20 protein-coding genes are annotated in these 20,141 nt (G+C 63.9%); 13 read left to right on the top strand and 7 right to left on the bottom strand.

Annotation, left to right across the window (positions count from 1 at the left end):
- Positions 1 to 1,913, bottom strand: a 1,913-nt coding sequence (locus CG716_RS18190) for a prolyl oligopeptidase family serine peptidase (protein ID WP_094482085.1), incomplete at its 3' end; no start/stop codon positions are given.
- A 66-nt stretch (positions 1,914 to 1,979) separates the two neighbouring features.
- Here CG716_RS18190 and adh point away from each other — a divergent pair.
- From adh to CG716_RS18160, 6 genes are read left to right on the top strand one after another with little or no spacing between them, the layout of a single operon-like run.
- Positions 1,980 to 3,503: an aldehyde dehydrogenase gene (adh, locus tag CG716_RS18185; RefSeq protein WP_094482083.1), complete on the top strand. Its 1,524-nt coding sequence runs from the start codon at positions 1,980 to 1,982 to the stop codon at positions 3,501 to 3,503.
- Between the two features lie 36 nt (positions 3,504 to 3,539).
- Complete coding sequence (locus CG716_RS18180; protein ID WP_094482081.1) at positions 3,540 to 4,034, top strand: DUF779 domain-containing protein; 495 nt, start codon at positions 3,540 to 3,542, stop codon at positions 4,032 to 4,034.
- Positions 4,035 to 4,062: 28 nt separating this feature from the next.
- Positions 4,063 to 4,341: a putative holin gene (locus tag CG716_RS18175; RefSeq protein ID WP_207760713.1), complete on the top strand. Its 279-nt coding sequence runs from the start codon at positions 4,063 to 4,065 to the stop codon at positions 4,339 to 4,341.
- Complete coding sequence (locus CG716_RS18170) at positions 4,334 to 4,888, top strand: hypothetical protein (RefSeq protein WP_094482077.1); 555 nt, start codon at positions 4,334 to 4,336, stop codon at positions 4,886 to 4,888. The genes CG716_RS18175 and CG716_RS18170 overlap by 8 nt, the downstream gene beginning before the upstream one ends.
- Positions 4,889 to 4,892: 4 nt before the next feature.
- Entirely contained in the window at positions 4,893 to 6,287 is a 1,395-nt protein-coding gene (gene lpdA, locus CG716_RS18165) for a dihydrolipoyl dehydrogenase (RefSeq protein WP_094482075.1), read from the top strand.
- On the top strand, positions 6,284 to 6,553 hold the full coding sequence (locus CG716_RS18160) for a hypothetical protein (protein ID WP_165774198.1): 270 nt from the start codon (positions 6,284 to 6,286) through the stop codon (positions 6,551 to 6,553). Before lpdA ends, CG716_RS18160 begins: the two co-directional genes overlap by 4 nt.
- Positions 6,554 to 6,582: 29 nt before the next feature.
- Here CG716_RS18160 and CG716_RS18155 read toward each other — a convergent pair whose 3' ends face one another.
- Together CG716_RS18155 and ramB are read right to left on the bottom strand one after the other, a co-directional pair.
- The gene (locus tag CG716_RS18155; protein WP_094482073.1) at positions 6,583 to 7,119 is read right to left on the bottom strand and encodes a carboxymuconolactone decarboxylase family protein; all 537 of its coding nucleotides are present in this window, start codon (positions 7,117 to 7,119) and stop codon (positions 6,583 to 6,585) included.
- A complete protein-coding gene (ramB, locus tag CG716_RS18150) occupies positions 7,119 to 8,543 on the bottom strand; it encodes an acetate metabolism transcriptional regulator RamB (RefSeq protein WP_094482071.1) in 1,425 nt (474 codons plus the stop codon). Before ramB ends, CG716_RS18155 begins: the two co-directional genes overlap by 1 nt.
- Before the next feature lie 124 nt (positions 8,544 to 8,667).
- On the opposite strand from ramB, the gene CG716_RS18145 reads away from it, so the two are divergent.
- From CG716_RS18145 to CG716_RS18130, 4 genes are all read left to right on the top strand, one after another.
- Positions 8,668 to 9,489 carry an acyl-[acyl-carrier-protein] thioesterase gene (locus CG716_RS18145; RefSeq protein ID WP_094482069.1) on the top strand — a complete coding sequence of 274 codons (822 nt, stop codon included), beginning with the start codon at positions 8,668 to 8,670 and terminating at the stop codon, positions 9,487 to 9,489.
- A gap of 258 nt (positions 9,490 to 9,747) precedes the next feature.
- Positions 9,748 to 11,034 (top strand): isocitrate lyase, encoded by a 1,287-nt coding sequence (aceA, locus tag CG716_RS18140; protein ID WP_094482123.1) that lies wholly within the window; start codon positions 9,748 to 9,750, stop codon positions 11,032 to 11,034.
- 169 nt (positions 11,035 to 11,203) lie between these two features.
- Entirely contained in the window at positions 11,204 to 12,058 is an 855-nt protein-coding gene (locus CG716_RS18135; protein ID WP_094482067.1) for a 3-hydroxybutyryl-CoA dehydrogenase, read from the top strand.
- A gap of 105 nt (positions 12,059 to 12,163) precedes the next feature.
- On the top strand, positions 12,164 to 13,039 hold the full coding sequence (locus CG716_RS18130) for a cyclopropane mycolic acid synthase family methyltransferase (protein ID WP_094482065.1): 876 nt from the start codon (positions 12,164 to 12,166) through the stop codon (positions 13,037 to 13,039).
- Positions 13,040 to 13,042: 3 nt separating this feature from the next.
- Here CG716_RS18130 and CG716_RS18125 read toward each other — a convergent pair whose 3' ends face one another.
- From CG716_RS18125 to CG716_RS18115, 3 genes are all read right to left on the bottom strand, one after another.
- Positions 13,043 to 13,900: a polyphosphate kinase 2 family protein gene (locus CG716_RS18125; protein WP_094482063.1), complete on the bottom strand. Its 858-nt coding sequence runs from the start codon at positions 13,898 to 13,900 to the stop codon at positions 13,043 to 13,045.
- 62 nt (positions 13,901 to 13,962) lie between these two features.
- Positions 13,963 to 14,619 (bottom strand): TetR/AcrR family transcriptional regulator, encoded by a 657-nt coding sequence (locus CG716_RS18120; protein ID WP_094482061.1) that lies wholly within the window; start codon positions 14,617 to 14,619, stop codon positions 13,963 to 13,965.
- 138 nt (positions 14,620 to 14,757) lie between these two features.
- Positions 14,758 to 16,206: a hypothetical protein gene (locus CG716_RS18115; protein WP_165774197.1), complete on the bottom strand. Its 1,449-nt coding sequence runs from the start codon at positions 16,204 to 16,206 to the stop codon at positions 14,758 to 14,760.
- Between the two features lie 401 nt (positions 16,207 to 16,607).
- Between CG716_RS18115 and CG716_RS18110 the strand changes: the two genes are divergently transcribed.
- Positions 16,608 to 17,507 carry a DUF4344 domain-containing metallopeptidase gene (locus CG716_RS18110; protein WP_207760716.1) on the top strand — a complete coding sequence of 300 codons (900 nt, stop codon included), beginning with the start codon at positions 16,608 to 16,610 and terminating at the stop codon, positions 17,505 to 17,507.
- On the opposite strand, the gene CG716_RS18105 is transcribed toward CG716_RS18110, so the two are convergent.
- Positions 17,500 to 18,201: a TetR/AcrR family transcriptional regulator gene (locus CG716_RS18105; RefSeq protein WP_094482055.1), complete on the bottom strand. Its 702-nt coding sequence runs from the start codon at positions 18,199 to 18,201 to the stop codon at positions 17,500 to 17,502. The two genes, CG716_RS18110 and CG716_RS18105, sit on opposite strands and share 8 nt — an antisense overlap.
- 98 nt (positions 18,202 to 18,299) lie before the next feature.
- On the opposite strand from CG716_RS18105, the gene CG716_RS18100 reads away from it, so the two are divergent.
- Together CG716_RS18100 and CG716_RS18095 are read left to right on the top strand one after the other, a co-directional pair.
- Positions 18,300 to 19,634 carry a DUF445 domain-containing protein gene (locus tag CG716_RS18100; protein ID WP_207760712.1) on the top strand — a complete coding sequence of 445 codons (1,335 nt, stop codon included), beginning with the start codon at positions 18,300 to 18,302 and terminating at the stop codon, positions 19,632 to 19,634.
- 104 nt (positions 19,635 to 19,738) lie between these two features.
- The gene (locus CG716_RS18095; RefSeq protein WP_094482053.1) at positions 19,739 to 20,131 is read left to right on the top strand and encodes a helix-turn-helix domain-containing protein; all 393 of its coding nucleotides are present in this window, start codon (positions 19,739 to 19,741) and stop codon (positions 20,129 to 20,131) included.
- Positions 20,132 to 20,141 lie beyond the last annotated feature (10 nt).

The following is a 20,141-nucleotide window of genomic DNA, read 5'->3' as shown; positions in this document are numbered from 1 at the left end:
CCCTCGATGTTCTCGTAGTACCAGACCGGGTGGCCGGCTTCTTCGAGCGCAGCCGTCATCTTGCGGGCATGCCCCGGGTGCACCCGGTCATCACGCGTCGAGGTGGTGATCAGCACCGGAGGGTAGCGTCGAGCGGCCGAAATGTTTTGATACGGCGAGTATTCGGAGATGAACGCCCAGTCGTCGGGATCATCCGGATCCCCGTACTCGGCCACCCATGACGCTCCGGCCAACAACAGGTGGAAGCGCTTCATGTCCAGCAGCGGTACCTGACACACCAACGCGCCGAACAACTCTGGGTACTTGGTCAACATGATGCCCATCAGCAGACCGCCGTTGCTGCCGCCCTGCGCACCGAGCTGCGCAACGGTGGTCACACCCCGCTCGACGAGATCACGTGCCACCGCGGCGAAGTCCTCGGCCACCTTGTGCCGGCCTTCTCGCATCGCTTGGGTGTGCCAGCGCGGCCCGTACTCGCCGCCGCCGCGGATGTTGGCCATCACGTAGGTCCCGCCCCGCGACAGCCACAGCCGCCCAAGGACGCCGTCGTAGCCCGGGGTTCGTGACACCTCGAACCCGCCGTAGCCGCCCAGCAGCGTCGGCGCGGGTCCCTGGTTGTGCTTGTTTCTGACGACGAAGTAGGGGATCGCCGTGCCGTCATCGGAGGTCGCGAAGTGTTGTGCCACTTCCAGGTCGGCAGCGTCGAAGAATGACGGCGCCCGTTTGATCTCGGTGACCTCACCGCCGCGCCCGTGCAACAGTCGCGACGGAGTGATGAAATCGCTTGAATCCAAGAAGATTTCGTCACCTGTGTCGTCGGTGGCGACGATCCCCGTGTTGCTGCCGTCGGCGACGCCAGGTACGGATTCCCGGGCCCAAGTACCTGGTGTCACAATCTCTACCCGGCTGGCAACGTCGACCAGCGTCACGAGCAGCAGCCGGTCACGGGTCCATGCGTACTGGTGCAGGCTGCTGTGCTCGTCAGGTTCAAACACCACTGCGAGATCAGCTGTGCCGCCGATGAATCCCTCGAAGTTGGCGGCCAGTAGCGACCCTGTCCGATAGGTCGCCGTACCCGTTTCCCAGTCGCTGCGCAGCTCGACCAACAGCCATTCGCGATGCACCGACAAGCTGGCGTCGCTCGGTGCATCGATGCGCACCAGCTCGCCCGCGCGGAGTTGGTACACCTCGTCGTTGAAGAAGTCGACAGCGCGGCTCAGCAGGGTGCGTTCGTAGCCGGGCGTGCGGTCCACGGTCGCCCCCACGGCCACGTCGGTGATCGGTCCGGTGAACAGAGTCTGCGCCTCGGCCAGTGGCTGATGACGCCGCCACCGTTTGACGATCCTGGGGTAGCCGGACTCCGTCATCGAGTCCGGCCCGAAGTCGGTGCCGACCAACACTGTGTCGTGGTCCTCCCACGACAGCTGCGACTTCGCCTCCGGGAGCTCGAACCCGCCAGCCACGAATTCCCGCTTCGTCATGTCGAATTCGCGCACAATCGCCGCATCCGAGCCGCCCGGCGACAAGCTGATCAATGCCAGCGTGTGATCGGGCTCTATGACGTCGGCCCCGGCCCACACCCACTTTTCGCCGTCAGCGGCTGCCAGCTCGTCGAGGTCGATGATCACGTCCCAGGTGGGATCCTCGCTCCGGTAGCTGTCCAGTGTGGTGCGCCGCCACAGCCCCCGCGGGTTGGCCGCGTCGCGCCAGAAGTTGTAAAGATATTCGCCGCGCCGGCGCACGTACGGGATGCGTGCGTCGGTGTCGAGCACCTCCAACGCCTCGGTACGCAGCTGCTCGAACGTCTCACCGCTGAATTCGGCGACCGTCGGATCGTTGTGCTTGCGCACCCAGTCCAACTGCTCGTCGCCAGCGATTTCTTCGAGCCAGAGGTGAGGGTCTTCTACGGCCATGCCCTCCATTCTGGGGGCAGCGGTAATGTGAGCTGAATTACACCGTGAATCTGTCAGGAGTCGATGATGACTGTGTTCGCCCGCCCCGGTGCCACGGGGTCAGCAATGTCCTTCCAATCCCGATACGAGAACTTCATTGGTGGTGAGTGGGTTGCGCCGGTGGGTGGTGAGTACTTCGAGAACCCGACGCCGGTGACGGGTGAGGTGTTCTGTGAGGTGGCCCGTTCCGCCGGCGCCGACATCGACAAGGCCCTGGACGCTGCGCATGCGGCGGCGCCGGGGTGGGGTAAGACCTCGCCCGCCGATCGGGCGTTGGTCCTGAACAGGATCGCTGATCGTATCGAGGCTAATCTGGAGTCCATCGCGCTGGCTGAGTCCTGGGATAACGGCAAGCCGATCCGGGAGACGCTGAACGCCGATATTCCGTTGGCAATTGATCACTTTCGCTACTTCGCCGGTGCGATCCGCGCTCAGGAAGGCTCGCTGAGCCAGATCGATGAGGACACCGTGGCTTACCATTTCCACGAGCCGTTGGGGGTGGTGGGCCAGATCATTCCGTGGAATTTCCCGATCCTGATGGCCGTGTGGAAGCTGGCGCCGGCTCTGGCGGCAGGCAACGCGGTGGTCCTCAAGCCCGCCGAGCAGACCCCGGCCTCGGTGCTCTATCTGATCTCGTTGATCGCTGATCTGCTGCCTGCGGGTGTCCTCAACGTGGTCAATGGTTTTGGTGTCGAGGCCGGCAAGCCGTTGGCGTCGTCGAACCGGATCGCCAAGATCGCCTTTACCGGTGAGACCACCACCGGCCGGTTGATCATGCAGTACGCCAGCCAGAACCTGATCCCGGTCACCCTGGAGTTGGGCGGTAAGAGCCCCAACATTTTCTTCTCCGATGTGATGGCCGCCAACGACGAGTATCAGGACAAGGCGTTGGAGGGTTTCACGATGTTCGCCCTCAACCAGGGCGAGGTGTGTACCTGCCCGTCGCGCAGCCTGATTCAGTCCGATATCTACGACGAGTTCCTGGCCATGGCCGCGATCCGCACCAAGGCGGTACGCCAGGGTGATCCGCTGGATACCGAGACGATGATCGGGGCGCAGGCCTCCAACGATCAGTTGGAGAAGATCTTGTCCTACATCGAGATCGGCAAGAGTGAAGGCGCCACGATCATGACCGGTGGCGAGCGCACCGAATTGGGTGGCGACCTCAACGGCGGCTACTACGTGCAGCCCACGATCTTCACCGGCAACAACGCCATGCGGATCTTCCAGGAAGAGATCTTCGGGCCCGTCGTGGCTGTCACGTCCTTCACCGATTACGACGACGCCATCGGCATCGCCAACGACACCCTCTACGGGCTCGGTGCCGGGGTGTGGAGCCGCGACGGCAACACCGCCTACCGCGCCGGCCGCGACATCAAAGCCGGCCGCGTCTGGACCAACTGCTACCACGCCTACCCCGCGCACGCCGCCTTCGGCGGCTACAAACAATCCGGCATCGGACGCGAAAACCACAAGATGATGCTCGACCACTACCAGCAAACCAAAAACCTCCTCGTCTCCTACTCGAACAAGGCACAAGGGTTTTTCTGACGTGCGGAGTGAGGAAGAAAGAATTTGGCACCGTTGATGAGTGACGAGGCGCCGCCGCGCGCGTTGATCACCGCGGCGGCCGCCGAGCTTCTGCGCCGGCTACAGAAGCGGCACGGGCCGGTGATGTTCCACCAGTCCGGCGGCTGCTGCGACGGGTCGTCGCCGATGTGCTACCCCGACGGGGAATTCATCGTCGGTGATCGTGACGTCCTACTCGGAGTCCTCGAGGGTGCCCCGGTGTGGATCTCCGGCCCTCAATTCGAGACCTGGAAACACACTCAACTCGTCATCGACGTCGTCTCCGGCCGCGGCGGCGGTTTCAGCCTTGAGGCCCCCGAAGGAATGCGCTTCCTGAGCCGCGGCCGGGCCTTCACCGACGCCGAAAACGGGTTGCTGGCCAGCGCCTTGCCACTCACCGGCGCCGACCATGAGCGCGGTATGCGGCTACCCGAACGGGCCGATCTGGTGGTCGCCGAGGCCGCCGATGCGTGCGCGATCCCTGGTCGGCACGCCGGAGTCGTTCAGCCGTAGTCGGCTACGGGGCAAGTACCCTTTAAGGGTGATACCCCTGCCTCGGGCATGGCTGCTCACAAGTGCGTTGCTGGTCGGGACGGTGACCGGTCTGATCGCTGCCGTCGTGGCCACCTTGTTGATCAAGACACCGGTTCGTCCCGACCTCGTGGTCGGCTTGGTGGTGGCAGTCCCCAGCGTGATCGGAATGCTGGTCATCCTGTTTTCCGCCCGGCGCTGGATCACGACGGTGGGGGCGTTCATCCTGGCGATGGGGCCGGGCTGGCTGGCGGCATTGGTTCTCGTTCAGGTGGTGTCCCATGGCTGACAAAACGTCCGTTCCATCGACCGAGCCGCATCACGCACCGATCTTCGACACCGGGCCGCATCCCGAACCGCTCAGGTCGCTGACCGACGAACCCGAGGCGGAGGTCTCGGGGCCGTCTATAGCGTTCAGCGAGTTGGGGGACTTCGACACCGATGCGTTCCTGCACAGGGTCAACGGGACGCTGCACGCCGAACCGGTCGTCGTGCCACCCGCGGCCGCAGCCGCGGCAGGTACCTACCAATACGTCAAGCGGTGGCAGTTCGTGTTCATCGTGGCGGCGGTGTGGGTGTTGGCAGCCGCCGCCGGCCTGGGCTTCTACTTCTGGTGGTACACATCGCTGAACAAGACACCGGCGGTGTTTTTCGTGCTGATTTACCTCATCGTCTGCTCGGTCGGCAGCATGCTGGTCTCCATGGCGCAGAACCGTCCGCCGGTAACGGCGCTGGCCATCGCCTTGATGTCGGCGCCGCTGGCCTCGGTGGCCGCCGCCGCGCTGCTGCACGGTGCCTACTACTTCGAATGGATCGCGCGCCCGACGATAGGCTGACGACGTGACTCACTATGACGTCGTCGTTCTCGGAGCCGGTCCCGGCGGGTACGTCGCGGCGATTCGCGCCGCCCAGCTCGGGCTCAACACCGCCATCATCGAACCGAAGTATTGGGGCGGGGTCTGCCTCAATGTCGGTTGTATTCCGTCGAAGGCGTTGCTGCGCAACGCCGAGCTGGCCCATATCTTCACCAAGGAAGCAAAGACGTTCGGCATCAGTGGTGAGGCCACCTTCGACTACGGGGTTGCCTTCGACCGCAGCCGCAAGGTCGCCGACGGCCGAGTGGCCGGCGTTCACTTCTTGATGAAGAAGAACAAGATCACCGAGATTCACGGTTACGGCACCTTCACCGGGCCCAACAGCATCGAGGTCGCTCTCAACGAGGGGGGCACCGAAAAGGTCGAGTTCGACCACGCCATCATCGCTACGGGCAGCAGCACCCGTCTTGTGCCGGGCACGTCGCTGAGCGAGAACGTCGTCACCTACGAGAAGCAGATCTTGTCCCGTGAACTGCCGGGCTCGATCATCATCGCGGGCGCCGGGGCGATCGGTATGGAATTCGCCTACGTGCTGAAGAACTACGGCGTAGACGTCACCATCGTCGAGTTCCTGCCGCGCGCCCTGCCCAACGAGGACGCCGAGGTGTCCAAGGAGATCGAGAAGCAGTACAAGAAGCTCGGCGTGAAGATCCTCACCGGCACCAAGGTGGAATCTATCGACGACGATGGGTCCACGGTCACGGTGACGGTCAGCAAGGACGGCAAAACCGAGGAGCTCAAGGCCGATAAGGTGTTGCAGGCCATCGGCTTTGGCCCCAACGTCGAAGGTTTCGGGCTCGAGGCGGCCGGTGTTGCGCTGACCGACCGCAAGGCGATCGGTATCGACGACTACATGCGCACCAACGTGCTGCACATCTATGCCATCGGCGACGTCACGGGCAAGCTGCAGCTGGCCCACGTCGCCGAGGCGATGGGAGTCGTCGCCGCCGAGACCATTGCGGGTGCCGAGACGCTGGCTCTCGGTGACTACCGGATGATGCCGCGGGCTACCTTCTGCCAGCCGCAGGTGGCCAGCTTCGGCCTCACCGAAGAGCAGGCCCGCGACGAGGGCTACGACGTCGTCGTCGCGAAGTTCCCGTTCACCGCCAACGGCAAGGCACACGGGCTGGCCGACCCGACCGGCTTCGTCAAGCTCATCGCCGACAAGAAGCATCTCGAGTTGATCGGCGGGCACCTGATCGGTCCCGACGTGTCCGAGCTTCTGCCCGAGCTGACGCTGGCGCAGAAGTGGGACCTGACGGCCAACGAGCTGGCCCGCAACGTGCACACTCACCCGACGCTGTCGGAGGCGCTCCAGGAATGCTTCCACGGTCTCACCGGCCACATGATCAACTTTTGAGACCGACACTGATCGCCGGTATCGGCGGACTCGTGGTCGGCCACATCCTGTGGCTGATCGGCATTTCCATCGCCACCGACGGGCAGGATGTCAGCTTCTGGGTGCTGATCCTCTCCGCGGTGATCGCGGTGTTGGCCGCCGTGGTCGGCTTCCTGGCGTGGCGGAACTACCAGCGTAAACGGATGGTCTGGGCGGCGTTTCTGGGCTGCGTGCCGGTCTCGCCGGTAATCTTCACGCTGATCGTCCTCGGGGTCACCTACCTGTAGACCGGAGCTGTCAGCAGATCGGCGAGTAGTCAGTCCGGAAAGTCCATCGGCACGCGCAACGTCCTCAGGGTGGCGGCGATCGTATCGTAATGCCCTGCCAGAGCACAGAATTCGATCACCTGCTCGCGGGTCAGGTGTGCTGACAGGTCGGCGAACGTGTCATCGGTGAGGTCTCGCTGAAGCACGAACTCGTCGACGGCTGTCAGCAGGGCCCGTTGGCGATCGGTCAGGCCCTCGGTGGTCGGCCCGGCAAAGATCTTGTCCTGCAACGCAGAATCGAGCCCTCGGGTCTTGGCCAGTCGCCGGTGTTGTTGGAGTTCGTACTCAGAGTCACGTAGGTGGCCCACCCGCAGGATCACCAGTTCCTTGTCACGCTTGGGTAGCTTGCCCCAATTCAGCAGGACGCCCGAATACGGCAGAAACGACAAGAACAGCAGCTTGTGCTGGCCGAGGACGTTGAACAGGTTCATCTGCGGGGCGCGAATGGAGCGTGCGCCCACTCGCGCAATTCCCCAGTTGAGCAGGCCGAGCTCGCGTCGGCCGCCTGGCGGAATGCGTTGGGGCATCAGGACTCCTTGACCAAATAGGGCGATACTGTGCTGCGGTGCTCGTCGAGATCGAGGGCGCGGCCCAAGGCTGGGAAGGCGCGCTGCGGGCAGTTGTCGCGTTCGCACACCCGGCAGCCGGCGCCGATCGGAGTTGCGCTGTCCGATGACAGGTCCAGCCCCTTCGAGTAGACCAGCCGGCTGGCGTGGCGGGCTTCGCAGCCCAGGCCGATCGCGAACATCTTGACCGGCTGGCCGTATCGTGACGCGCGTCGTTCGACGGTTCGCGCCACCCACATGTAGTTCTGTCCGTCGGGCATCTGGGCCATCTGCACCAAGATCTTGCCGGGGTTGGCGAACGTCTCGTAGACGTTCCACAGCGGGCACGTGCCGCCGGCGGACGAGAAGTGAAAGCCCGTGGCGGACTGACGTTTCGACATGTTGCCGGCCTTGTCTACCCGGACGAAGGAGAACGGCACGCCGCGCATTGAGGGCCGCTGCAGCGTGGAGAGCCGGTGGCAGATCGTCTCGTAGCTGACCTGATAGAAGGCCGAGAGCCGCTCGATGTCGTAGCGGAAGTTCTCGGCCATGTGGTGGAACTGCCCGTAAGGCAGCACCGTCGCCGCGGCGAAGTAATTGGCGAGCCCGAGCCGGGCCAGCGTCCGGGATTCCTCGCTGGTGAACTTGCCCTCGTCGACCAGTCGGTCGATCAGGTCGCCGAATTCCAGGTACGCCAGCTCGGTCGCCATCTTGAAAACCTGTTGACCTGACGACAGGTGATTGCTGATCTCCAGCGTGCGGGTCGACGGATCGTAGCGGTGCAGCACTGTCTCGCCGAGATCGATGCGGCGGATGATGTGCACGCCGTGCACCATCGTCAGCCGATCGGAGAGCTCCCGCGACAACTCGGCACGGTGCATCCGCATCCGGATGGTGAGATCCTCGGCGGCGGCGTCGAGTTCGTGCAGATAGTTCTGCCGCTCGTAGAAGTAGTCGCGGACTTCCTCGTGGGGCATCGAGATGGATGCTGAGCCGCTGCCTCCGGTGTTGAGGTTGAACCGGTCCTCGGTGGCAGCCGCCAGTTGCGCGGCGGTGATCCGGTAGCGGCGGTGCAGGTTGACGATCGCGCGCGCGATCGCGGGATGGGTGTTGACGATGTCGGCGACCTCGGCCATGTCGACGTCGAGTTCGAGGTCACGGTCCATCGTCAGTTCCCGCAGTTCGGCCACCAGCCGGGTGTCGTCCTGGGATGAGAAGAACGTCGCATCCACCCCGAAGACTTCGGTGATGCGCAGCAGCACGGCGACGGTCAGCGGCCGGACATCGTGCTCGATCTGATTGAGATAGCTGGGCGAGATCTCCAGCATCTGGGCAAGGGCAGCCTGGCTGAATCCGCGCTCGCTGCGCAGCTGTCGTATCCGGGAGCCGACGAACGTCTTGGCCACGTAGCCAGCCTACCGAGGCTTTGCGAAGAACATCTTCGCAGCGTTGGCAACGCAGGCTGGTTGGCATTCAACTGGCCCTTTGGCATGATCGCGCTTAGGCGGGATGGGGAGAGGACGAGACGAAATGAGTGCACCGGAGCGCACCGCAGTCACTGGGTTGGCGAAAGTGCTGATGCCCGTGCCCGACCCGCACCCCGACGTCTTCGACCGGGAGTGGCCGCTTCGCGTCGGCGATATCGACCGCGTCGGCCGCCTGCGACTTGACGCGGCCTGCCGCCACATCCAGGACATTGGTCAGGATCAGCTGCGCGAGATGGGCCACGAGGAAACCCATCCGTTGTGGATCGTCCGGCGCACCATGGTCGACCTGATCCGCCCCATCGAGTTCCAGGACATGCTGCGGATGCGGCGCTGGTGTTCGGGCACCTCGAATCGCTGGTGTGAGATGCGGGTCCGCATCGACGGTCGCAAGGGCGGCCTGATCGAATCAGAGGCCTTCTGGATCAACATCAACCGCGAGACCCAAGGCCCGGCCCGCATCGCCGACGACTTCCTGGACGGTCTGAAACGCACCACCAGCGAGGGCAGGCTGCGGTGGAAGTCCTATCTGAGCGCCGGCGCCCGCCACGACGCCACCGAAATCCGCGACTTCCCGATCCGAGTCAGCGACATCGACCTTTTCGACCACGTCAACAACTCGGTGTACTGGAAAGTCGTCGAGGAGTTCCTGGCCCCGCATCCCGAACTGCTCGATGCGCCGCTGCGCATCACCATCGAGCACGATGCGCCGGTGGCCCTCGGCGACAAGCTGGAAATTCTGCTGCATGTGTATCCGCCCGGATCCACCGACAAGTTCGGCCCCGGGCTCACGGATCGCACTGTTAGAACGCTCACATACGTCGTCGGCGAAGAGATCAAAGCGATTGCCGCGATCTTCCCGCTCTGAACGACTCGGTTAAACAGTACGAGCGTACTGACCTGCGCAAAGGTGCTACTGAACGGTAACTTCTGGACCGGTTCAGGCCGTGACGTCCTTCGCAAGATTTGCAAACTATCGGGACCCCTTGGCGAAAATTGGCACCCATAACGGCTTGAACTGCACTGATGGTGCGAGGCATGCTCGTGTGAGCACACAAGCGAAGCTGCCCTGACGTTAACAGTTCTTCCCGTCAAGGTGGCGACCTCGATTGAGAAGGAGCAGGCGATGTCCAACGTTGGCCAGCCGAAGACTGCAGAAGAAATCCAGCGCGACTGGGATACCAATCCCCGCTGGAAGGGCTTGACCCGTACCTACACCCCGGCGGACGTCGTCGCCCTGCAGGGCAGTGTCGTCGAGGAGGCCACCCTTGCCCGTCGCGGCGCCGAGGTGCTGTGGAACCAGCTGCACGACATGGAGTTCGTCAACGCGCTGGGCGCGCTGACCGGCAACATGGCCGTCCAGCAGGTCCGCGCCGGCCTGAAGGCCATCTACCTCTCCGGGTGGCAGGTCGCCGGTGACGCGAACCTCTCCGGCCACACCTACCCCGACCAGAGCCTCTACCCGGCCAACTCGGTGCCGCAGGTGGTTCGCCGCATCAACAACGCGCTGCTGCGCGCCGACGAGATCGCCAAGGTTGAGGGCGACACCTCGGTGGAGAACTGGCTGGCCCCCATCGTCGCCGACGGCGAGGCCGGTTTCGGTGGCGCGCTGAACGTCTACGAGCTGCAGAAGGCGATGATCGCCGCCGGTGTTGCGGGCTCGCACTGGGAAGACCAGCTGGCCTCGGAGAAGAAGTGTGGCCACCTCGGTGGCAAGGTGCTGATCCCGACCCAGCAGCACATCCGCACGCTGACCTCGGCCCGTCTCGCTGCTGACGTCGCCGATGTGCCGACCGTGGTCATCGCCCGCACCGACGCGGAGGCCGCCACGCTCATCACCTCCGACGTCGACGAGCGTGACCGTCCGTTCGTCACCGGCGAGCGCACCGCCGAAGGTTTCTACCGGGTGAAGAACGGCTTGGAGCCGTGCATCGCGCGTGCCAAGTCTTACGCGCCCTACTCCGACCTGATCTGGATGGAGACCGGTACCCCGGATCTGGACCTGGCCCGCCGCTTCGCCGAGGGCGTCAAGAGCGAGTTCCCGGACCAGATGCTGGCCTACAACTGCTCGCCGTCGTTCAACTGGCGCAAGCACCTGGACGATTCGACCATCGCCCGCTTCCAGAAGGAGCTCGGCGCCATGGGCTTCAAGTTCCAGTTCATCACGCTGGCCGGCTTCCACGCCCTGAACTACTCGATGTTCGATCTGGCCTACGGTTACGCCCGCAACCAGATGAGCGCTTACGTCGAGCTGCAGGAGCGCGAGTTCGCTGCCGAGGAGCGCGGTTACACCGCCACCAAGCACCAGCGTGAGGTCGGCGCCGGTTACTTCGACCGGATTGCCACCACTGTGGATCCGACCAGTTCCACCACGGCGCTGGCCGGCTCGACCGAAGAGGGTCAGTTCCACTGAGCGCAGCGAAGGGAACCGACAGTGATAGCCACTGAGCGCAGCGAAGGGAACCGACAGTGATAGCCACTGAGCGCAGCGAAGGGAACCGACAGCGATAGCCACTAGCCGCTGTTAGTCACATCAGGCCCCGTCCTTATATTGGGCGGGGCCTGATGCGTGAGGAGACGAAGTGAGCATTCAACGAGTTGGCGTGGTCGGTGCGGGGCAGATGGGTTCCGGCATCGCCGAGGTGGCAGCCAAAGCGGGCGCCGATGTGGTCGTCTTCGAGCCGACCGAAGAGCTCCTCAGCGCAGGACGCACCCGCCTCACCGGCTCGCTGGAGCGCGCGGCGAGCAAGGGCAAGCTCTCGGAGAGCGACCGCGACGCCGCGCTGGGGCGGCTGACCTTCACCACCGATCTCGCCGATATGGCGGACCGCCAGCTCGTCATCGAGGCTGTCGTCGAGGACGAGGCCGTCAAGGCGAAGATCTTCAGTGAACTCGACCGCATCATCACCGACCGGGACGCGGTGCTGGCGTCCAACACCTCGAGCATCCCGATCATGAAAATCGCTGCGGCGACCAAGAACCCGAGTCGAGTGCTCGGGTTGCATTTCTTCAACCCGGTGCCGGTACTGCCTCTCGTCGAAGTGATCAACACGATCGTCACCTCCGATGCGGCCGTCGCAAAGGTCGAACAGTTTGCGAGCGAGGTCCTCGGCAAGAAGGTGGTGCGCTGCGGCGACCGCTCCGGATTCGTCGTCAACGCGCTGCTGGTGCCCTACCTGCTGTCCGCCATCCGGATGGTCGAGGCTGGTGTCGCCACCGTCGAGGACGTCGACACCGCGATCGTCGCGGGTCTCTCGCACCCGATGGGCCCGCTGCGGCTCTCGGACCTCATTGGCCTGGACACTATGAAGCTCATCGCCGATTCCATGTACGAAGAACTCAAGGACGCCCACTACGCCCCGCCGCCGCTGTTGCTGCGCATGGTCGAGGCCGGACTGCTCGGCAAGAAGTCTGGACGCGGTTTCTATGAGTACTGATGGGATTGCCTGAATCGCCCGTGCGCTTTGTGCATTCACGGGATTGATTGACTAGGCTCCTGACTTTGGTTGGGGGCCATGGAGGACGCTGGAAGGTTGCAGTAAATGGTCGACGTAGGTGCTGATCTGACTCCGTACTACGAGGAGTCACAGTCGATCTACGACCTATCGGACGACTTCTTCGCTCTGTTCCTGGGCCCGACGATGGGCTATACCTGCGGTTACTACGAGCGCGACGACATGACGCTCGAGGAGTCCCAGACGGCCAAATTCGACCTCGCGCTCGGCAAGCTCAACCTCGAACCCGGCATGACGCTGCTTGACGTCGGCTGCGGTTGGGGCGGGGCTCTGGAGATGGCGGTGGAGAAGTACGACGTCAACGTCATCGGCATCACACTGAGCAAAAACCAGTCGGAGTACGCCCGCAAACGCCTGGCTGCATTGGACACCAAGCGCTCGATCGAGGTGCGGTTGCAGGGCTGGGAGGAATTCGACGAGCCCGTCGACCGCATCGTGAGCATCGGCGCCTTCGAGGCGTTCAAGGTCGAGCGGTACCCGCTGTTCTTCGAGAAGGCCTACAGCCTGCTGCCCGACGACGGCCGAATGCTGCTGCACACGATCCTGGCGCACACCCAGAAGTTCTTCCGGGACAACCAGATCAAGGTGACCATCAGCGATCTGAAGTTCATGAAGTTCATCGAGGCGGAGATCTTCCCGGGTGGACGGCTGCCCGCGGTCGAGGACATCGAACAGCTGGCGGCCGATTCCGGCTTCGAGCTGACGCGGATCCACCTGCTGCAGCAGCACTACGCGCGCACGCTGGATATGTGGGCCGCCAAGCTGGTGGCCAAACGGGACGAAGCTATCGCCCTCACGTCGCCGGACATCTACGACCGCTACATGAAGTACCTGACCGGCTGCGCGGACTTCTTCCGTCGCGGTATCACCAACATCGGCCAGTTCACCCTGGTCAAGGGCTGACGCTCAGGCCTGCGCCAGCCTCTTCTTCTGCTCCTCGACGTCGAAGCCGGCCGGCGGCCACGACAGCCCCATCCCTTTGAGGGCCTCGATCAGTAGCTCGTTGATGGCCAGCCTGGCGTACCACTTCTTGTCGCAGGGGATGACGAACCACGGTGCGTGGTCGGTCGAAGTCCGGTCCAGGACGGCCTGGTAGGCCTCCTGGTAGTCGGGCCACCGCAGCCGTTCGTCGATATCGGCCGGGTTGAACTTCCAGTATTTGTCGCTGCGATCGAGGCGTTCCGCCAGTCGGCGTTTCTGCTCGTCGAGTGAGACGAACATCGCGCACTTGACGATGGTGGTCCCGGAGTCGGCAAGCTCCTTTTCGAAGGCGTTGATCTCGTCGTAGCGCGGTTCCCACACGTCTTGCGGCACCAGTTCATGCACCCGGACCACCAGCACGTCCTCGTAGTGGGAACGGTCGAACACGCCGACGTGGCCGCCGGGTGGGAGCGCCTTACGGATGCGCCACAGGTAGTGGTGGGCGCGTTCTTCCTCGGTCGGAACGCCGAAACCGGTGTAGCGGATGCCCATTGGGTCGCCAGCCCCCACGACGTGCTTGACGATGCCGCCCTTGCCCGCCGTGTCCATGCCCTGCAGCACCAACAGCAGCGAGCGGTTGTCGCCGGATTTGCCGTTGGCGTAGAGCATCTCCTGCAGGCCGGCGAACCGCTCGTTGCGCTCGGCCTGAACCTCCTCGGACCCGTCCTTGTCGCCGGTATATCCGGGGGTGGAATTGGGATCGACGTCGGCGACCTTGCTGCCCGGATGGAATTTGAGGATTTTGCGAGGCTCGTGAGTCCATTGCGACGGCAGATCGGTCATAGCCGCGACATTAGCGCCAGTTGATAACGCACACGGGCAACGGCTCGAGGCGGTGTTTCAGCTCAAGGTATTTGACGCTCGCGCCGCGCCGCGCTGCGCATCGGCGCGGCGGGGACGGGCGCTTGGTGCGGACTGAACAACGCCAGTGCGGCGATGGTGGCGTCGTCGATCAGATCTTGGATTCGCCCGCCCCGCTCCAGCGTCAGCGCGGTGAGTTCGCGCAAGCCGCCGATGAACATGATCGCCTGCGAGCGCGCGACCTTTTCATAGCCCGCGGCCCGGTGCATCGGGGTATCGCTGAAGCTCTGGATCAGATGAATATAGGCCTCGGTCACTTCGAGCTTGTGCTGGCGTGCCGCATGGCCGAGGCCCGGCGTCTCACGAATCCAGCTCAGCATCACCGCCGATTGCGGCGCGGCATTCTCGATCCAGGCCCGCACCGCCTGTGCAATCTGGATTTCCCACGGGGCCTCGATGTCGATGGCCGCGCGGATCGAACGAATTCCCTGGGTGTTGATGTGGGTCAGCAGTGCAACCAGGCAGGCCTCGCGGTCAGCGAAGTAGTCGTAGAACGTGCGCCGCGAGGTCCTGGCTCGCCGAACGATATCGGTCACCGTGGTGGCCGGGTAGCCGACTTCCGCGATCGACGCCGACAGCGCGCCGATAAGACGCTGGCGCGGAGTCTCCTCCGAAACCTCGCCCGAATGTCCGGAATTCACGTTGCCCCCAACACGGATACTCCGGTCGATGATAGCCCGCGCTGACCAGGCCCGGTCGGCTCTCCGCGCGGTTTCGGGTGGGACGTCAGCCAGGTTGCGTACCACCCACCCTCGTCATCGATCCCACCCGTTTGCGGCTTACTGTGCCCCCCGGCGGCGCCTCGTCAGCAGGACGAACCCGACACCGGCGAGCGCCAACACACCCGCGCCGACTGCGACGCTGATCAGCAGCGTCTTGTTCTTCTCGATCCACGATGGGTTGTGGGCGGAGGCGGTCAGCTGCACGTTGTAGCCGGCCAGCGGCTCCTGTGCAGGCGGGTTCACGCCGGGGAGGGTTTGGGTTTGGTTGATGACAAACAACGCCTCGCCCTTGTCGGTCTTCGACCATTGACCCCACGCCGGAATCTCCTCGTCGAGCAGAACCTTGGTGGCGCCGTTGACCTTGGGATCGCTGCCAAGATCGATCAGCGTCTTCACCCGGAACGGTTCGGACGAACCGCGGTCGAACTTCACCTGGACGAGCACGTTCTTCTGGATGTTCAGCTTGGCCGGCCGCTGCGGCGGCGCCTGCCCCGGTCCCGGCTGGTAGCCGCCTCCGGAGAAGCTACCCACCGAAAGGTTCGTGGCGGGCCCGGACGCCGGACGCGTCATCGCGGTGAAGGTGTAGACACCGGCATTGGGCACATTCAGCGCGGCCCGTTGCAGCGGTGCCACGGTAAACACCTGGGTGGTGTCGCCGTAGTCGTATAGCACGCTCAGTGGGGTGCGATACGGGTTGGTGAACACGGGCCGGTAGTAGCGGTCATAGGAGATCCAGCTCGAATTCCACAGTGCCACAGGGCTGCTCAAGGCGAGCCCGGTGGTGAGCGATGAGGTGCTCACCGTCGAGGAAATCGACTCCTGATAGCTGGTGATCTCTTCTGACGACACCTCCGTGGACGTCGTCTCGACGACCTGGGATGTCGAGGCCGCGGAGTAATCCTGCTGTGAGGCCTGCGTTTCCGTTGGCGCCACCATGCCGCCGCCCTCGGTGTTGGGCTCTTGCATGCCCCCGCCACCCGTGGGCGGTTCGTGCATGCCTCCGCCGGGTTCGTTGGCGGGTTCGTGCATGCCGCCGCCGGGCGGTTCTTGCATGCCTCCGCCGGGTTCGTTGGCGGGTTCGTGCATGCCGCCGCCGGGTTCGTTGGCGGGTTCGTGCATGCCGCCGCCGGGCTCGTTGGCGGGTTCTTGCATGCCCCCGCCACCCGTGGGCGGTTCTTGCATGCCTCCGCCGGGTTCGTTGGCGGGTTCTTGCATGCCTCCGCCGGGTTCGTTGGCGGGTTCTTGCATACCACCGCCGGGTTCGTTGGCGGGTTCTTGCATACCACCGCCGGGTTCGTTCGCGGGTTCTTGCATACCACCGCCGGAAGGCTCCTCGAACCCGCCGCCGCTATCCCCGCCTCCGTCATAGCTGCTGCCGCCACCGTCGTCGCCGTCGTACGGATCGGCAAGCGCAACGGGGGCGCCAGCAAACAACGCGGAGAATGACACGGCTACCGCGGCGACAACCCCGACCGGCTTGCGATATGTGAGACTGCGGGCTCCCACCTTTGCCTCCTCCGCCATCGGCGTGCGGGACTGCGAAGCCATGTCCATGCGATCGAAACCCTCCCCATACGAACCTGAATGCTCTTCATACATGGTTGGGGCACTCTCCATTCATGGTTTGCTTCCGAGCAATGGGGTGGGCGGCTTGCCTTGTTCAGGCAAATGCTGATCCACTTGCGAATTGGCATGTCGCTCACCAACGTAACGGGTCGCGTCGAAATCGTCGGGTGAACGCTATCAACCCGAAGCATTGTTGGCAGTGAGACAGATACGCGTACTCACCGAAAACTGGTATGCGCCTGTACCACAACGTTGCGCGGCCGATTGGCTCGATCATCGCGCGCCCTGCCTCCGCTCCAGTTAACATCATCGCGCGTTGAATGAACGAGTTTGGGGGATTGGTGCGCGGGCGAACCTGGTTGATCGGTGTAGCGCTATCGCTTGTCGCCGTTGGTTGTGGGCACGACACCACATCGAAGCCGTCATCGGAATCCGCGGTGGCCGCCTCGACGGCCCAGGCGCCATCATCGGGACAACCCGATGCCAACGCCAACGGGGTGCCCGACGTGTCGCCCGACGACAAGGACTGGCCGGGCAAGATGATCGCGACCTACGAGGATGCCACCTCGCCCGAAGCGATCACCGGCCGCGACATCATGAAGAACGACCACCTGCTCGAAGATCTCGCCGACGGCATAACCGATTCGTTGAAGTTGCCGCATGACATCCCGTTGATCGGCAAGGAATGCGGGTCGGCGAACGCCTATTGGAGCCCTGCCGACAAGTCGGTCACCATCTGCTACGAGGACGCTGCCGACGCGCTGAATATCTACACGAAGGCCGGTGACGCCGACCCCAGGGAGTCGGCGATCAACTCGGAAATCGCGACCTTCTACCACGAGACCGGCCACATGGTGATCGACCTCTACAACTTGCCGGTGACCGGCAAGGAAGAGGACGTCGCCGACCAGCTCGCCGCCTACATTCTGCTGACTCCCGGTCCCGACGGGAAGATCGATCCGGCCTCGGTCCAAGCGGTAAAGGACTTCGCTCGCGAGTTCAAGGGATACAGCGACCAGAAGGGCGGTGAGATCGACGAGGGTCAGCTCTCCGACGTCCACTCGCTGGACCTGGCGCGCATGTACAACCTCGAATGCTGGGTCTACGGCGCCGATCCCACCGGCAACGCCGACCTGGTCAGCAGTGGCTCGCTGCCGCAGGACCGGGCCGACGGTTGCGAGGACGAATACAAGAAGCTGAGCAGCTCTTGGGATACCTTGCTCGGCCCGTATCTCAAGTGAGGTGGGGCGGCAGCACCGGAGACGGGTGCGGCCGGGCACTGAACATGGCCAGCGATCCGCCGGCCTCGACGATGCCGCACAGCGCGTTCCAGCACAGCATCGTCAGGTAGTCGATCAGCTCGGCACTGGTCATCCGCGGATTCGACATCCACGAGTGCGTCGCCAGCTGCACACCACCGACGATCAGGTAGGCCCAGGGCTCGACGCCGCCGGTATCCATTCCGGCGCGCTGCATGCGCCTGCGCAGCACCACCGCGAGCATCCTGGCGATGATTTGCTCCGAGTCGGCGATGACTTTGTTTTTGCTGGCCGAACTGTTTGCCATCACGAATCGGTACGGTTCTGGCTCGTTGGCGACGGTGTCCACGTAGACCCGGATGATCTCGCGGGTGAGGTCGAAACCGTCCATATTCGACGACAACGCGGCGGCCATATTGGGGATCAGGGTGGTCTGGGCGAAGCGCATCATGACCGCGGTGGTCATATCGTTCTTGTCGATGAAGTAGCGGTAGAGCACCGTCTTGGACACGCCGATTTCTGCAGCTATATCGTCCATGCTGACGTCGTGGCCACGCTGCCGCACCGCTTCGAGCGCGCCGTCGACCAATTCGGTGCGGCGTTCCACCTTGTGCTGATGCCAGCGTCGCTTGCGACCATCGGTTTTGGCGGTCCCATGGTTTGTCTGCTGTGCCACTATCGCGAAGTCCGTTCCCCTCGTTCTCAACGATTCTACGGTCAGTTGGAACGGCAGGGTCACATTAACTGGCTCGCCGGATAGCGGATGATGGTGGTGTGGCAGCCAAACATCGCCTCCCGGCGTTGCCCTCGGAGGTAGCCCGCGCGGGTACGTCGATCGCGGAGTCGTTTGCCGGGGCCGACCCGGAGGCGGACGCGCAACGACGCCGCGGGCTCCGCCGGATGAAGGGCGTCGCGCTGAGCTTCCTGATCGGCGCCACGGTGATTTTCTTGGTCTGCCGGTGGGGCCAGGCCCAGGGTGGGCCCGCGTGGATCGGCTACGTGGGGGCGGCCGCCGAGGCCGGCATGGTCGGCGCGCTGGCCGACTGGTTCGCTGTCACCGCGCTTTTCCGTCACCCGTTGGGACTCAAGATCCCGCATACGGCGATCATCAAGCGCAAGAAGGATCAGCTAGGCGAGGGGCTGGGCTCCTTCGTGCGGGAGAACTTCCTGTCGCCGGAGGTGGTGGAGACCAAGCTGCGCGACGCCGAGGTGGCCGGTCGGTTGGGCAAATGGCTGTCGGAGCCGTCACACGCCGCGCGCGTGGCAAGCGAGGCCGGCACCGTGCTGCGCGTCGTCGTGGAACTGCTCAACGACGATGACATCCAACAGGTGATCGACCGCACCATCGTCAAACGGCTGGCCGAGCCGCAATGGGGGCCGCCGGTGGGCCGGGTGCTGGCGCAGCTGCTGGCCGAGAACCGCCAGGAAGCCCTGATCCAGCTACTGTGCGACCGGGCGTTCCAGTGGGCGCTCAACGCGGGAGACACGATCGAACGTGTCGTCACGCGCGACTCGCCCACGTGGTCACCGCGGTTCGTCGACCAGTTGGTGGGCGACCGGATCCACCGCGAGCTGATGGACTTCACCGATAAGGTTCGCCGCGACCCGAATCATGAACTGCGCCAATCGGCTACGCGGTTTCTGTTCGAATTCGCCAACGATCTGCAGAACGACCAGGCCACGATCGCCCGTGCGGAGGCGGTCAAGGAACAGCTGATGGCGCGCGACGAGGTCACCCGTGCGGCCGAGACTGCGTGGAAAACGTTGAAGCGCTTGGTGCTTGACGGTGTCGACGATCCGTCGAGCGCGCTGCGCACTCGCATCACTGATTCGATCGTGCGTATTGGCGAGTCGCTGCGCGACGACGCCGAGTTGCGCGACAAAGTGGATAACTGGATCGTGCGCGGTGCGCAGCATCTGGTGGCCCAGTATGGGGCCGAGATCACCACGATCATCACCGACACCATCGAGCGCTGGGACGCCGAAGAAGCCAGTCGACGGATCGAGTTGCACGTCGGCCGCGATCTGCAATTCATCCGGATCAACGGCACCGTGGTGGGCGCTCTGGCTGGCCTCGTCATCTACACAGTGGCGCAGCTCATATTCTGAATTAGCGCTCTGACCTGCGCTAGCAAGTGCTTGCAAAAGTTAGCACCCCCACGTAGTGTGACGAGGGTACGCATCGGATACCCAACGCGACGGGAGGTCAATCCATGGCGCAAGACGGCGATCTTCAGGCTGTGGTTGCCACCGCCGCGCACGACATCGGGGGCTTCATCAGGGCGCAGCGTGAGGCCGCTCAGGTGTCGGTGCGGCAGCTGGCCGAAAAGGCCGGTGTCAGCAACCCGTACCTCAGTCAGATCGAACGAGGTCTACGGAAGCCCTCTGCGGAGGTGCTGAGCCAGATTGCCAAGGCGCTGCGGTTGTCCGCCGAGGTGCTCTACATCCGGGCTGGAATTCTCGAACCAGGGGAGACCAGCAAGGTGCACGACGCGATTATCGGAGACACCGTCATCACCGAGCGTCAGAAGCAGGTTCTGCTCGACATCTATACGTCGTTCTGTCAGCAGAACGAAGCTGCCCGTGAGGAGCTGTCGCCTGATTAACAACAGACCA

The sequence above is a fragment of the Mycolicibacterium sphagni genome (assembly GCF_002250655.1).
Classification (GTDB): Bacteria; Actinomycetota; Actinomycetes; order Mycobacteriales; family Mycobacteriaceae; genus Mycobacterium; species Mycobacterium sphagni.
Note: the sequence above shows the minus strand (reverse complement) of the source record. Positions and strands in the feature narration are given on the sequence as shown.

Excerpts from the sequence above, each read along its gene's own strand:
- CG716_RS18125 (WP_094482063.1), bottom strand. The coding sequence starts at position 13,900 with ATGACCGATCTGCCGTCGCAATGGACTCACGAGCCTCGCAAAATCCTC.
- CG716_RS18095 (WP_094482053.1), top strand. The coding sequence starts at position 19,739 with ATGGCGCAAGACGGCGATCTTCAGGCTGTGGTTGCCACCGCCGCGCAC.
- CG716_RS18170 (WP_094482077.1), top strand. The coding sequence starts at position 4,334 with ATGGCTGACAAAACGTCCGTTCCATCGACCGAGCCGCATCACGCACCG.
- CG716_RS18155 (WP_094482073.1), bottom strand. The coding sequence starts at position 7,119 with ATGCCCCAACGCATTCCGCCAGGCGGCCGACGCGAGCTCGGCCTGCTC.
- adh (WP_094482083.1), top strand. The coding sequence starts at position 1,980 with ATGACTGTGTTCGCCCGCCCCGGTGCCACGGGGTCAGCAATGTCCTTC.
- aceA (WP_094482123.1), top strand. The coding sequence starts at position 9,748 with ATGTCCAACGTTGGCCAGCCGAAGACTGCAGAAGAAATCCAGCGCGAC.
- CG716_RS18130 (WP_094482065.1), top strand. The coding sequence starts at position 12,164 with ATGGTCGACGTAGGTGCTGATCTGACTCCGTACTACGAGGAGTCACAG.
- CG716_RS18145 (WP_094482069.1), top strand. The coding sequence starts at position 8,668 with ATGAGTGCACCGGAGCGCACCGCAGTCACTGGGTTGGCGAAAGTGCTG.
- CG716_RS18180 (WP_094482081.1), top strand. The coding sequence starts at position 3,540 with ATGAGTGACGAGGCGCCGCCGCGCGCGTTGATCACCGCGGCGGCCGCC.